The organism is Deltaproteobacteria bacterium (assembly GCA_016875395.1).
Lineage (GTDB): Bacteria > Myxococcota_A > UBA9160 > UBA9160 > UBA6930 > VGRF01.
Map to the genome: position 1 here is coordinate 68,828 of VGRF01000014.1, position 13,539 is coordinate 82,366.

A 13,539-nucleotide genomic window follows, 5' to 3' on the forward strand; every position below is an offset into this window, starting at 1 on the left:
TGCGTTCTAGACTTGCGCCATGGGAACGCGCGCAGTCGCCCTGCAATTCTTCCTGCTCAGCGCGTTCGCGCACGCGGAGGAAGCTCCGCCCGCGCCCACTCCGGCCGCGACGGAAGCTCCCGCGCCGGCCCCTGCACCACCGCCGGCGCCGCCCGCGCCGATCGGCATCGCCGACTTCGCCGGTCACCCGCGAGCGACGCTGCCCGCGCTGTCTCCCGACGGAAAGCAGATGGCGATCGTCTACCGCGACGACGACACCCGGGCGGTCGCGGTGCGCGCGGTGTCCGGGGACGACGCTTCGACGCGCGTGATCGGCGCCCTGCGCTTCCGGCCGGTGTGGCTGCGCTGGACCAAGGGCGACCGCGTGCTGGTCTCGATCGAGCGCTTCCAGCCGCGCACGTTGCTGAAGGTCCCCGAGCGCGATCCCGAGCCGCCGACCCCGATCTTCAACCGCCGCGGCCAGATCGTCGGGTATCACATCCCGCCGCAGCCGCCGCCGAAGGAGATTCCCGCCGGCCGCGTCACGCACGTGTACAGCTTCGACAGCACGCGCGAGCGACGCCGGCACCTCGGGCGCGATTGGGATCTTCCCGCGCGCATTCAGGACGATGTCATTCACTGGCTCGACGCCGATCCCAGGCGCGTGCTGGTCTCGATCGATGAGTCCGAGCGGTTCGTCTCGCGGCGCATCGAGGCGCCCACGGTGCAGTCGATGACCGTCAACACGGGACGCCTCCGCACCCTCGTGCCCCCCAACCGAAAGGTGCAGCGCTGGTTCGCGAACCACGCCGGCGAAGTGCAGCTCGGCGAGAGCGACACGGACAAGGGCGGCACCGTGTTGTTCCGCCGCGAAGGGCGCCGGGTCAAGGAGATCTCCACGTTCATCCCGCCGCTCGAAGCGACCGCACGCTTCGCGGCGTACTCCTATGACCCCGACCTGATCTACGCGTGGGCGCCGATCGAAGGCCGCCAAGCCCTCGTGCTGCTGCGCCTCTCGGACTCGATCGCGGAGGAGGTGTTCGCGCATCCGAAGTTCGACGTGACGGGGCCGCTCGTGTTCGACGAGGCGCAGCAGAAGCTCGTGGCGGTGGGCTACGTGGACGACACGCCGCAGCTCCACGCGCTCGGCGAGAAGCTCGCCTCCGAGCTGGAGAAGATGAAGCGCGCGCTGCCGGGGCTCACGCTCGAGTACGTGTCCGAGAGCGCGGACCGCAGCCTCGCGCTCGTGCGCGCGTCGAGCGACGTGCGGCCGCCGGCCTACTACCTGTTCGATCGCGCGAAAAAGGAGATGCGCCTCGAGCTGTCCGAGCGGGGGCGGCTCGAGGAAGAGAAGTTCGCGCCGATGGAGCCCACCCGATACTTCGCGCGGGACGGGCACGAGATCCCGGCTTATCTCACGCGCCCGCTCGACGCGAGCAAGCCCGCGCCCGCGATCGTGATCGTGCACGACGGTCCCGATCAGCGCGTTCACCAGCGCTTCGATCCGCTCGTGCAGTGGCTCGCGCGCAGCGGCTTCGCCGTGCTCGAGCCCAACTACCGCGGCTCCTCCGGCTACGGCGTCGACCACCGCTCCGCCGGCCTCGGCGAGTGGGGCGCCGCGATGCAGGACGATCTCGAGGACGGCGCGAAGTGGCTCGTCGCGGAAGGCATCGCGGATGCCGCGCGCATCGGCATCTACGGCCGCGGCTATGGCGGCTACGCCGCGCTGATGGGGATTTCGCGCGGCAACGCCACGTTCCGCGCTGCCGCGAGCCACGGCGGTCCGACCGATCTCGTGGAGCTGCTCGAAGAGGACGATCGCGAGCGCGTCGAGCCCGACTGGTCGCGCTGCATCATGGGCGCGCGGCGCATCAAAGAGGAGCAGCTGCGCGCGCTCTCGCCGATCACGTACGCCGCGTCCGTCACGGCGCCAGTCCTGCTGCTCCACTCGGAGCACGACGAGCGCGTCACCCTCGACCACTCGGAGCGCTACGCCGAGGTCGCACGCAAGGCGGGGCGCAGCGTCGAGCTCGTCGAGTTCGAGGGCGAAGTGCACGAGCTCGCGAACGAGAAGAACCGCGTGCGGTGGTTCGAGAAGCTGACCGCGTTCTTCCAGACTGCGCTCGCGCCCGCGGCGCCAACGCCTGCAGCGGCGCCCGCCGCGGTCGCACAGGAGACCCAGCCGTGACCGACCCCGTTCTGCTCGCCGTCGAAGATGGCGTCGCGACGATCACGCTGAATCGCCCCGAAGCGATGAACGCGTGGAACCCGGCGATGGCCGCTGGGCTCGATGCCGCGCTGCGCGCATGCGACGCGAACGACGACGTGCGCGCCGTCGTGATCACCGGCGCCGGGCGCGCGTTCTGCGCGGGCGCCGATCTCTCGGGCGGCGGCGACACGTTCAAGCCGCGCGAGGGCGGCGTGATCTCGGGCGCGCCGGCACGCACCGCGATCTGGCCGTTCCAAGTGCGCAAGCCCGTCGTGTGCGCGATCAACGGGCACGCGATCGGCGTCGGCATCACGCTGCCCCTCACGTGCGACATCCGCTACGTGGCGGAGGACGCGAAGCTGCAGTTCGCCTTCGTGCGCCGCGGCGTGCTGCCCGAGCTGGCCTCGCACACGCTGCTGCCGCGCGTGATCGGCTTCTCGCGCGCGGCCGACTTGTTGTTGACCGGCCGCCAGTTCTCGGGCCGCGAGGCCGCCGAGCTCGGCCTCGCATCGCGCGCCCTGCCCGCCGGCGAGGTGCTCGCCGCCGCGCGCGAGAAGGCGCGCGAGTTTGCGCTCGCAGCGCCGCTCGCCGTCGCGCTCAGCAAGAAGCTGCTGTGGCAGGGCATGGCGCTCGACGCGCCCGCGATGATGCGCGCGGAAGGTCCGCCCTTCGCACAGCTCGGCGGTCACGCGGACACGCGCGAAGGCATCGCGCACTTCCTGGAGCGGCGCGCGCCGAAGTGGAGCGGGTTAGTGAGTAAGGAGTTGCCCGAGGCGTAGTGGCTTCGCTGGGGCAACGAGCTCGCGCGGCTCTCCTTGTTTACTTCGCAAACCGCGTCGAAGACTCCGCGGTTTGCTGCGCGCTTCGCTTGCGGCCTCGGCCGACATGCTTGGCGGGTGGCTTCGACTGCGAGGATGTTCTGGCGCTTGGGCGGCGCGTCAGGCAGGGAGCGTCAGCGCGCGCAGAGTCGCCTTGCTTGGAGGTGTCGTGATTCGTCGCGCGGGTTGGAGTGAGCGATGCGCGTGTTCGTGACCGGGGCGGCGGGGTTCGTTGGGAGGCGGCTGGTGGCGGCGCTCGGGGCGCGCGGCGATGAGGTCGTCGCGAGCGATCGCGAGCTCGATGTAACGGATGCGGCGCGCGTTCGCGATGCGGTCGGCGCGGCGCGGCCGGATGCGATCGTGCACCTCGCGGCGATCTCGCACGTGCCCGAGGCGGAGTCGGCGCCGGAGCGGGCGTTTCGCGTGAACGTGCTGGGAACGCGCTCCGTGCTGGAGGCGGTGCGGCGCGAGGCGCCGGGGGCGCGCGTGGTGCTCGTGACGAGTGCCGCCGTGTACGGGAGTGCGGGGGTCGATGCGGCGGGCTTCGATGAGCGTGCGCCGCTGCGGCCGCAGTCGGCGTACGCGCGCACGAAGGCGGCGGCGGATTTGTTAGGGGCGGCGCACGCGGAGCGCGGCCTCGCGGTGGTGCGCGCGCGGCCGTTCAACCACACGGGCGCGGGGCGGCCCGCGGCGTTCGTCGAGGCGCGCCTCGCACGTGATGTCGCGGAGATCGCGACGGCCCGGCGTGCGCCGCGCCTCGAGGTTCCGAACGCGGCATCGCGCCGCGACTTCCTGCACGTCGACGACGTGATCGCGGCGTATCTCGCGCTGCTGGACTCTCGCCCGCCGGCGGGCGCTTACAACGTCGCGAGCGGAGAAGCGCTCACGATCGGGGCGCTCGCGCGAAGGCTCTGCGCGCTGGCCGGTGTCGCCCCCGCGATCGTCGAGACGCCGGACCCGATGCGCGCGCCCGATGCGACGATCGGCGATGCGCAGAAGCTCCGCGCGGCGACGGGCTGGCGCCCGCAGCGCTCGCTCGACGACACGCTGCGCGAGCTGCTCCGCGACTGGCGCGAGCGGATCGCCTAGGCCGAGCGCTCGGCCGTGAAGCCGAGCCACGCGTCGCCCGTCGCGTCCGTTTCGCTTCGCTCCGCGAGCACGCGAAACCCCACGGCGGCGAGCGCCGCGCGCATCACGTCGCGCTCGCTCGCGAGCAGGCCCGCGAGCACGAGCCACGCGCCCGGCTTCGCGAGGCGCGCGAAGTCGGCGAGCAGCGGCGCCAGCTCGCTGCGGATCAGATTCGCGACGATCCCGTCGTAGCGGTCCGCGAGCGCGGCGGTCGAGCCCGTGAGCCAGCGCGCGCGCTCCGCGAAGCCGTTCTCGCGCGCGGCGACTGCGGCGGCCTCGGTGGCGAGCGGGTCGAGATCGCAGCCGTCGGCGTGCGCTGCGCCGAGCGCGAGCGCTGCCAGGGCGAGCACGCCACTGCCGCAGCCCACGTCGAGCACACGCGCGCCGCGCACCCTCTCGCTCGGGAGCGCGTCGAGGCCCGCGAGTGCCAGGCGCGTCGTGGCGTGGCCGCCCGTACCGAAGGCTTGGCCGGGCTCGATCACGAGCTGAATGCCGGCGAAGTCCGCGGGCGCATCCGCGAACGGGGGCCGCACGAGCAGCCGCGGCGAGATCACGACCGCCGCGAGGCCGCGCTTCCACTCCTGGGACCACTCGACGACGCGCTCTGCCTGCGGCTCGCCAACGGCGAGGCCCGCGCGCGCGAGCCGCGCGAGCGCATGCTCGACTCCCGCGATGTGGGCGCGCGGGACGAACAGCTCGAGCGCGCCCTCGTGCTCGATCGCACCAGCAGCACCCGCCTCGTACGCCTCGGCCGCTGCGCGCTCCAGCAATTCCGCGTCCGCGCTCGCGATGCGGATGCGCGCGCTTTCGCTCGCCGCCGTGCCGCCGTGCTCGCCGTCTTGCGCAGTCGTCATGGCGGAGTTGCCGGTGCGCTGCGCGCGCGCGTCGTCTCCAGTGCCCTCCGCCATCTGCCGACACTAGCCGGGCACGCGTCTTCGCTCGGCTGGCTGGGTTGCGCTTCGCTCGCCGCGCCAGGCGAGCGAACCCGCGCGCCGGGTGGGTCCACCGGGATTCCCCGATCCACAGACGGAGGCGTCTTGTCCGCGCTGGAGCTGCTCGATCCCAAGGACGCCGCCGCGCTCGGCGCCAAGCTGCGCGCGAACGTCGAACGCGCGGTGCGCGGCAAACCCGAAGTCGTTTCACGCGCGGCCGTGGCGCTCGTCGCGGGGGGCCACCTGCTGTTCGAGGACGTGCCCGGGGTGGGCAAGACGACGCTCGCCGCAGCGCTCGCGCGCAGCCTCGACGCGAGCTTCCGCCGCATCCAGTTCACGAGCGATCTCCTGCCGAGCGACATGACGGGCGCCTCCGTGCCAGAGCTCGCGAACGGCAGTAGGACCGGCGCCCTCGCCTTTCAGCCCGGACCGCTGTTCGCGCACGTCGTGCTCGCGGACGAGATCAATCGCGCCAGCCCGAAGACGCAGTCGGCGCTGCTCGAAGCGATGAGCGAGGCGCGCGTCAGCGTCGACGGCGTCACCCACGCGCTGCCGAATCCGTTCTTCGTCGTCGCCACGCAGAATCCGCTCGAGCACTACGGCACGAACCCGCTGCCGGAGTCACAGCTCGATCGCTTCATGATGCGCCTCGAGGTCGGCTACCCGAGCGCCGCCGACGAGGCTGCGGTCCTGCGCGACGACCCCTCGGCCAACGAGCTGCCGCGCCTCGCGCCGGTGCTGACGACCGCGCAGCTCCTCGCGCTGCGCGAGGCCGCACTGCGCGTGAAGATCTCGGACGCGCTGATCGCGTACCTGCTCTCGCTCGTGCACGAGACGCGCGAGCACGAGGCGATCGCGCTCGGCGCCTCGACGCGCGCCGCGCTCGCGCTGCGCCGCGCGGTGCAGGCGCAGGCGCTGCTCGACGCGCGCGACTTCGCGATTCCCGAGGACGTGCAGGCGCTCGCGGTCGACGTGCTCGCGCATCGCGTTCAGCTCGCCGCGCGCGCGGGCTCGGCCGGCGCCGCCGCCGAAGCGCGCTGGATCCTGCGCGAGATCGTGGAGCGCGCACCGGTTCCGCTGTGACCCGCTCCGACAAGACGCGATTGCCGCGAGCGGTCGCACGGCGCTCCCCCGCAAGCGCCCGGGTGCCGGCTTCGCCGACGCGGGCCGAGCGCCGCGCGGCGAAGGCGCGCGGCCTTCGCAGGGGCCTGCCGCGCACGCTGCGGCCGACGCGCGCGGGCTGGGTGTTCTTCGCGTTCACGTTCGGAGTGGGACTCGCCGCGCTGAACACGGGCAACAACCTGCTCTACATGATCCACACGCTGCTGCTCTCGTTCCTCGTGCTCTCGGGCGTCTTCTCCGAGTCCGCGCTGCGCGGAATTCGCGTGCGCCGAATTCTCCCGGCGGAGCTCGTGGCGGAGCGGCCCGGTCAAGTCGCGCTCGAGATCACGAACGGCCAAACCCGCATTCTCTCGTTCGCGATCGTCGTCGAGGACTGCGTGCGCATCGCCGGCGACGAACGCGTCGTCACGGGCCGCGCCTTCGCGCTGCGCGTCGGCCCCGGTGAGCGCGAGCAGCGCAGCTACACGTTCCTGCCTGCGACGCGCGGCCTGCTCGAGTTCACGGGCGTGCGCGTCGCGACGCGTTTCCCGTTCGGGCTGTTCTCGAAGGCGATGTGGCTCGACCTCACGGGCGAGATCGTCGTGTTTCCCGCGCTCGATCCGGTCGACGTGCGCGGCGTGCGCGGCGGACAGCCGCGCGAGGCGGAGCGCGCGGGCGCGCGCGGTGGCGCCTCGGCCGAAGCGTCGGGGCTGCGCGAGTACGCCCGCGGCGATTCGCTGCGGCGCGTGCACTGGCGCGCCTCGCTGAGGCGCGACGAGCTGCTCGTGCGCGAGCCGGAGCAGGAGCAGCAGCACGAGGTCACGCTGCGCCTCGCGACACGCGGCGCGAAGCCCGGTGACGCTTTCGAGCGCGAGGTTCGGCGCGTCGCCTCCGAGGTCGCAGTGCATCTCGCGGACGGCCGGCGCGTCTCGCTGCGAACGGACGACACCGCGTTCCTCGCGGGAAGCGGCGCCCGTCAGCGTGCGCTGCTGCTCGGCTATCTCGCGACCGCCGCGCCGGAAGCGGAGCCCGCGCCGTGAGCCGCCGCGAGTTCCGCGTTCCCGTCGCGCTGCCGCGTCCGCCCGCGGCGACCGCGATGGTCGCGCTCGCCACGGCCACGCTGGCAATCTCCGGCCAGATCGCGTCGTGGGCCCTCGGCGGCTCCGCGCTCGTGCTCGCCTACATCGCCCTGCGCGGCGATCCGCCTGCGCGCTGGCGGCTGAACCCGTGGCTTCTCAATGCGGGGCTGATCGCGTGCGTCAGCGCCGGCGTCGCGCTCTGGGGGACCGGCGCGCTCCCGATCGTCGCGCTCGCGCACTTCGCGGTGCTCGCTCAAGCGCTGCAGCTGCTCGACGCGCGCCCGCGCCCGAGCGAGTTCCTGCTCGTCGCACTCGCGGTGTTTCAGGTGACGATCGGCGCGAACCTCACCGACAGCGCGTGGTACCCGCTGCTGCTCGTGGCGTTCACCGTGTGCTGCGTGTGGACGCTCGTGGTGCACACGCTGCGCGCGGAGGCGATCGAGTCCGGCGAGCTCGCAGCGGCGCAGCGCATCTTCACCGTCGGTCTCTGGCGTACGACCCTGATCGCAAGCCTCGGCTCGGTCGCGTTCTCCGCGCTCCTGTTCCCGCTTCTCCCGCGCATTCGCTCCGGCGCGATCTTCCACAGCGCGTTCGGTGGCGGTGAGGCGTCCGCGGGCTTCTCCGATCGCATCGAGCTCGGCCACGCCGGAAAGATCGACGAGGACCGCAGCGTCGCGCTGCGCGTCGAGACGCTCGAGGGCGCGCGGCTCGCTCCCGAGGAGCGCTATTGGCGCGGGCTCGCGTTCGACACGTTCGACGGGCGGGGCTGGAGCGTGGCCGATCCCGTGCCGAAGCCAGTGCTCGGCGACGCCGACTTCGGCATCGATCTCGGAGGCCCGCGGCGCGGCGCGCGCGTCGTGCAGCGCATCGCGCGCGAGCAGGTCACGCCGGGCGTTCTGTTCACCGCGGGCCGACCCACGCTGCTGCGCGGCGCGACCGGCCGGCTCACGCGCGACTCCAACGGCTCGCTGATCGCGCCGGCCACGACCGCAAGACGCGTGATCTACGAAGTCGTGACGCGGCCGGAGGCGCCCGATCTCGCGGGGGATCGCGCCGCCGCGCCTGCCGACGCCGCGGCGAAGTACGTGCAGCTGCCCGCGCTCGATCCGCGCATCGGCGCGCTCGCCCGCGAAATCACCGCCGGCGCGCAGAGCGACGCCGAGCGCGTGGCGCTGCTCGCGCGCTGGCTCCAGCAGCGCGGCGTCTACACGACCTCGCCCCCGCCGATCCGCGAGGGCGTGAGCCCCGTCGAGCAGTTCCTGCTCGAGCGCACCGAGGGCCACTGCGAGTACTTCGCCAGCGCGCACGCCGTGTTGTTACGGAGCCTCGGCATTCCCGCGCGCATCGTGAACGGATACGCCGGCGGCCACGAGAATGCGCTCGGCGGGTTCGTCGAGGTGACCAACTCCGACGCGCACGCCTGGGTCGAGGTGTACTTCGAGCGCGCGGGCTGGGTGCCCGCGGATCCGACGCCCGCGGCACAGCGTCTCGCGAGCGCAGACGACGCCCGCCCCGGCTCGCTCGCCGATCTCGCCTCCGCGCTCGAGCTCTGGTGGTTCCGCAACGTCGTCGACTTCGACCGCGGGCATCAAGCGCGCGCGCTGCGCGCGCTGTGGATGCGCTGGAACGAGTGGCGCAGCGAGCACCGCAGCGATCCACGCGGCGCCGAGACGGTGCCGGCGGAGGGCTCGCGCGAGCCGAGCGGGCTCCCGTGGAAGTGGATCGCGGCCGGCGCGCTCGCGGCAGCGGCGATCTGGAAGCTGCGCGCGCGCTGGCCGGCGCAGCGCGCCGCGTCCCTGCCGCGCGACTACGCGCGCGCGCTCCGGTTGTTACGCCGCCGCGGCCTCACGCGCGGCGACGCGACGAGTGCGCGAGCCTTCGCCGGCGAAGTCGCGGCGCGCATCCCGCGCGAAGGCGCCGACGCGTTCGCGGCGATCACCGAGGCGTACCTCGCGGAGCGCTTCGGCGGCGCGCGCGCCGCGAGCACGGACCAGGCGCTGACGCGGCTGCGCGAGAGCCTGCTCGCGAAGCGGAGCGCTTAGGCCGCCGCTAGCGCACGCCCATCACGGGGTGCAGCTGCGGCATCACGCGCACCTCGCGCAGCAACTCCTCCGCGCGGCGGCCGAGCGCGAGCATGCGCGCGCTCGCAACACCATCCTTCACCGCGCCGGTCGGCGTGACGGGTTGCAGCACGACGCACGCTGCAGGGTGCGTGCGCGCGATGCGCGCGAGCGCCTCCTCGATCTCGGCGTCCTCGCTCGCGCGGGTGATCACGAGCTTCACCACGACGTGCGGCGCTCGCTTCGCGACGGCGAGGAAGCGCTCGTGCGCGTCGTGGAACTGTTCGCGCGGGGCAGTCGTGGGCGCGCCCTCGCGGCGCACGTCGCTCGCGAGCTTCCAGTCCATCGAGACGACGTCGATCCACGCGAGCGCTCGCTCGAGCGAGTCCGCGTGCAGCCCGTGCGTCTCGAGCAGAATCTGCGGCCCGCGCCCGTGCAGCGCTCGCGCGACCTCGGCGATCGCCTCCGGTTGCAGCAGCGGCTCGCCGCCGGTGAGGCTCACCTGCCGATGTCGTGCCGCCCCTAATGACTCCGCCGCTGCGACGATCTGCGCGACCGGCAACGGATTCGCGCGCACCGCGAACTCTCCGCCGCCGCGCGCCGTCTCGATGCGCGCCTGCGCCGCGGGCCGCCACGTGTGCGGCGTGTCGCACCAGCTGCAGCGCAGGTCGCAGCCACCGAAGCGGATGAACAGCGTCGAGAGCCCCGCGAACGGGCCTTCGCCCTGAATCGAGGAGAACATCTCGACGAGGTTCGCGGTGCCGCTCATACCGCCCGCGCCAACCTGAGGCGCAACGTGATGGAGGAGTCTGACGCTCGCATGACACTTCGCCCCGCTCGGAGAGGCGCGGAGTCGGCTTCAGCCTTCCAGAATGGAGCGCCCCATCCCGATTTCGGCGATCAGCGCTTCGAGCCGTGCGGGGTCGCTCGCGAGGTTCTTCACGTGGAAGCGCGCGACGTGATCGTCGTCGGGGAGCGCCTCGACCCACGAGAACTTCTCGGCGAGGTGCGCAGCCATGCCGGCGACATCGACGGGCCGGCGCCCGGCGCTGTCCTCGGCAGTCAGCACGAACGTCGACTCGCCTTCGTGGCGGCCGAGGCCGAGCAGCGCGCCGAAGCGCTCGCGCGCGATGCGCAGGCTCATGTGCAGATCGAGCTCCGCGGGCACCTCGGCGATCACCATCGCGATGCCGGCGAAGTGCACCATCCGGAAGTCGCGCGCAGCGGCCCACTCCACCTCGCTCGGCGGCGCAGGCACGTCGCAGCGCTCGGCCTCGCGCGCGAGGTCCGATGGACGGCCCTCGATCAGCAGATTCAGCTCCGCGCGCCGCTCGCCCTTCTTCGCGGCGAGCTGACCGAGCCGCCACCACCAGAGGCGGCCCCAGCGCTGGAAGTCGTGCGCGGTGAAGCGGCCGGTCACGAGGTCGACGAGCTTGTCCGAGAAGCGGCTGCGGCGGCCGCAGTGCGGCAGCACGAGCGGCAGCACGGAGCCGCCGCCGGGGTGCACGAACGCGAAGTCGCCGAGCGAGCCCTTCAGCGCGCCCAAGTCTTCCGGCGGCCACTCGTGATGATCGAACCACACGAGCCGGCCCTGATAGAGACTCGCGGCTTGCAGCGCGTCGCGCGCCGGGCGCGCTGCGAACCCTAACAAGTAGATCGGCGTGTCCTCGCGCAGGTCGGTCGCGACGCCGCGGAAGAACGTCATCAGATCTTCCTGCGGATAGATCCAGATGCCCTCGAGCTGGCGCATCTCGCGCGCGAGCAGCACCGCCGCCGCGATCGACTCGCGATCGGCGTGCGCCACGATCGCGACGCGCCCGCGCGGAAGGCCGCGCTGCTCGGCCGGCGCCGCGGCGCCGGCGTCGTCCACCGGAGCAGCCGAGCCTTCGCCCGAAGCTGCGCGCTCACGCCGCCGCCGCTCGCGCTCGTGGCGAATGCGATCGAGCTCGGACTCGGGCTCTTCCTCTTCGTCCTCGTAGCGGGGAACGTCGACCGCGCTCAGCTCGGGCGCTTCCGCGAGCTCGGGCAGCTCGGCGTGATCGTCCTCGTCTTCCGAGGCCGCGACCCGCGCTGCGCCCGCGGGCTCCTCCTCGTCTTCGCCTTCGCTGCGCTCGCCGTCGCCGCCTCGGCGACTGCGGCCGCCGCGACCGCGCCGGCGCCGGCGTCGCCCGTCGCGGCCGTCTTCCGCGCCGTCGCCCGCGGGCGCCTCTTCTCCGCCAAAGCCCGCGTCGTCGTCGAGATCGAGCAGCGAGAGCGTCTCGAACCCGCCGCTGGCCGGCGCTTCTGCCGGAGCGGCAGCGACCGGCGCCGATTCCTCCGGTGCGCCGTCATCGCCCGCGAAGTCGTCGCCGTCGGAAGCCTCGAACGAGTCGCCCCCCTGCGCATCGCGCTCGTCGCCGAAGGGGCGGTCGCCGCGACCACGCCGCCGGCCGCGCCGCCGGCGCCGTCGCCCGCCGCGGCCTTCCTCGCCGTTCTCGTCGCGATCACCCTCGGGCGCAGGCGCGCCCGAAACGAACGGTGCCGCTCCGGCGGGAGCTGCGGCCGCAGCGGGCGCAGTCGCGAGCGGGGCTGCCGAAGGCACGTTCGCGGGAGGCGCGAACACCGGTGCAGGTGCGGGCTTCGCCGCAGCGGCGGGAGGCGCACTGGCCGCAATCGGCGTGAACGGCCCCTCGATCGCACTCGCGCGCACGAGCGTGAGCGCGCTGCCCACGAGGCGCGCGGCGTCCTCTGCCGCGGGCAGCAAGTTCAGCCCCGCGAGCAGCACGCGCGGCGATTCGAGCACGCGCACGGGCGGCGCCACATCGCGCGTGAGATGCGGGAGCACCGGCTCGAGCGCTGCGCTCGCCTGCATCACCGCGGCGACCTCGATCAAGCCCACGCGCTCGCGCGCCGCGAGCACCACGACGGCGCCGTCGTCGGCGACGCCGACGGCATCCACTGGCTCCGCAGCGCCGCCGAAGGGCCACAGCGCCGCGAAGCGCCGCGCCTCGCTCGCCGCGAACGCGCGCGAGAGCCGCGCGCGCATGCCGTCCTCACCGTCGCGCGCGTCGCGCTCGCCGAGCCGCTTGCGGACCTGACCTTCGAGGCGATCGAGCGCGTCCGCGAGCTGGCTTCCGCCGAGCGCGTGCCGCGATCGATCGGGCCAGCGGATCTCGAGGCTCGGCTCGCCCTCAGCGCGCAGCGCCGCGATCGCGGAGGCCGCGACGACCAGCTCGAGCTCGCCGTTCGCGCTGCGCAGTGCCCCGCCGTGCTTCGCCGCGAGGCCGCGCAGGCCCTCCGCCGCGCGCTCGAACGTGGCGCGCGCCTCCGCGCTCGCGAGGCCCGCCGCAAGGAGCTCCGCCGGCACGAACACCGGAGTCTCGTCCTCGGGCGCGTCGCCATCGGCCGCGACCGCAGCCTGGGCGATCGCGCGACCATCGGCCGCGCGCACCTGCGCGGCGAGGCGGCGCGCGGCGCCCGTCCAATCCGGCGACGCGGCGTAGAGCACGGCGCCCGCGTCGCATGCACCACGGCCCGCTGCGACGGCCACGGCAAGCGCCGCGTCGAGCCCGCTGCGCGGACTCACCGCCGCGAGCCAGGGCGTGCCGTTCGCGTCGCGCCCCGAGGCGAGCAGCGCGAAGGTGTCCGAGACCTGCTCGCACGAGACGCGGGCCACCGAGTCGCCAGGCAGGACGCCCGCGAGCTTGCGCAGCCACGCCTCGTCGATCGCGGAGGGTCGGTTCGAGTTGCTGCGACGGCGCCCGAAGCGCCCACGAAATCCAAACATGGCGTCATCCCGCGCGGCGCGGCGCGCCTGCGCTCAAAAGGGGGAGTGAGCGCGGGTAAGTACCTGCCGCAGCGAGAGGAAACAAGGCGCGGCGGCTCTAGTGCGGAAGTTCCACAGCGAAGGCCATTCGAATTGACGTCGCTGCCGAGCGTGCCTTGGCCGGGTCACGACTCGACGCGAACGAGGCGGCCGAAGATGCCGCGTGCGCCGATCCAACCGTTGATGCCGCCGCGGTTGTTCCCGATCTGGAAGCGCGCGCCCTGAATCGCCTTCACGAAGTGCAGGTACTCGGCGCTTCGCACGCGGCAGAGCACGATGTCCCCGACCGCGAGGTTGGCCGGGTCAACGGGCTCGACGAAGCAGAGCTGACCGGACTCGATGCGCGGCGACATCGAATTGCCGCGGGGGCGGAATTGCACGGGCTCGCCCGCCTGCAGCTTCGCGATGTGCGCACTTGCCCAGCCCAC

10 protein-coding genes are annotated in these 13,539 nt (G+C 73.3%); 6 read left to right on the forward strand and 4 right to left on the reverse strand.

Annotation, left to right across the window (positions count from 1 at the left end; translation table 11 throughout):
• The first annotated feature begins 19 nt into the window (after positions 1–19).
• The 3 genes from FJ091_12405 (at position 20) to FJ091_12415 (ending at position 4,095) form a co-directional block, all read left to right on the forward strand.
• On the forward strand, positions 20–2,167 hold the full coding sequence (locus tag FJ091_12405; GenBank protein ID MBM4384154.1) for a S9 family peptidase: 2,148 nt from the start codon (positions 20–22) through the stop codon (positions 2,165–2,167).
• Positions 2,164–2,967, forward strand: a complete 804-nt coding sequence (locus tag FJ091_12410; GenBank protein ID MBM4384155.1) for an enoyl-CoA hydratase/isomerase family protein — start codon at positions 2,164–2,166, stop codon at positions 2,965–2,967. The genes FJ091_12405 and FJ091_12410 overlap by 4 nt, the downstream gene beginning before the upstream one ends.
• Positions 2,968–3,204: 237 nt before the next feature.
• Positions 3,205–4,095 (forward strand): GDP-mannose 4,6-dehydratase, encoded by an 891-nt coding sequence (locus tag FJ091_12415; GenBank protein MBM4384156.1) that lies wholly within the window; start codon positions 3,205–3,207, stop codon positions 4,093–4,095.
• On the opposite strand, the gene FJ091_12420 is transcribed toward FJ091_12415, so the two are convergent.
• A complete protein-coding gene (locus FJ091_12420; protein MBM4384157.1) occupies positions 4,092–4,904 on the reverse strand; it encodes a 50S ribosomal protein L11 methyltransferase in 813 nt (270 codons plus the stop codon). The genes FJ091_12415 and FJ091_12420 overlap by 4 nt on opposite strands.
• Between FJ091_12420 and FJ091_12425 the strand changes: the two genes are divergently transcribed.
• The 3 genes from FJ091_12425 to FJ091_12435 all read left to right on the forward strand — a co-directional run bounded on the left by FJ091_12425 (position 4,791) and on the right by FJ091_12435 (position 9,288).
• Positions 4,791–6,149, forward strand: a complete 1,359-nt coding sequence (locus FJ091_12425) for a MoxR family ATPase (protein ID MBM4384158.1) — start codon at positions 4,791–4,793, stop codon at positions 6,147–6,149. The two genes, FJ091_12420 and FJ091_12425, sit on opposite strands and share 114 nt — an antisense overlap.
• 62 nt (positions 6,150–6,211) lie before the next feature.
• The gene (locus tag FJ091_12430; protein MBM4384159.1) at positions 6,212–7,207 is read left to right on the forward strand and encodes a DUF58 domain-containing protein; all 996 of its coding nucleotides are present in this window, start codon (positions 6,212–6,214) and stop codon (positions 7,205–7,207) included.
• The gene (locus FJ091_12435; GenBank protein MBM4384160.1) at positions 7,204–9,288 is read left to right on the forward strand and encodes a DUF3488 domain-containing protein; all 2,085 of its coding nucleotides are present in this window, start codon (positions 7,204–7,206) and stop codon (positions 9,286–9,288) included. The genes FJ091_12430 and FJ091_12435 overlap by 4 nt, the downstream gene beginning before the upstream one ends.
• Positions 9,289–9,295: 7 nt before the next feature.
• Here the strand turns inward: FJ091_12435 and FJ091_12440 are convergent, their stop codons facing one another.
• The 3 genes from FJ091_12440 to FJ091_12450 all read right to left on the reverse strand — a co-directional run bounded on the left by FJ091_12440 (position 9,296) and on the right by FJ091_12450 (position 13,539).
• On the reverse strand, positions 9,296–10,075 hold the full coding sequence (locus tag FJ091_12440; GenBank protein MBM4384161.1) for a 7-carboxy-7-deazaguanine synthase QueE: 780 nt from the start codon (positions 10,073–10,075) through the stop codon (positions 9,296–9,298).
• Between the two features lie 90 nt (positions 10,076–10,165).
• Positions 10,166–13,072 (reverse strand): hypothetical protein, encoded by a 2,907-nt coding sequence (locus tag FJ091_12445; protein MBM4384162.1) that lies wholly within the window; start codon positions 13,070–13,072, stop codon positions 10,166–10,168.
• 164 nt (positions 13,073–13,236) lie between these two features.
• On the reverse strand, positions 13,237–13,539 hold the full coding sequence (locus FJ091_12450) for a S24/S26 family peptidase (GenBank protein ID MBM4384163.1): 303 nt from the start codon (positions 13,537–13,539) through the stop codon (positions 13,237–13,239).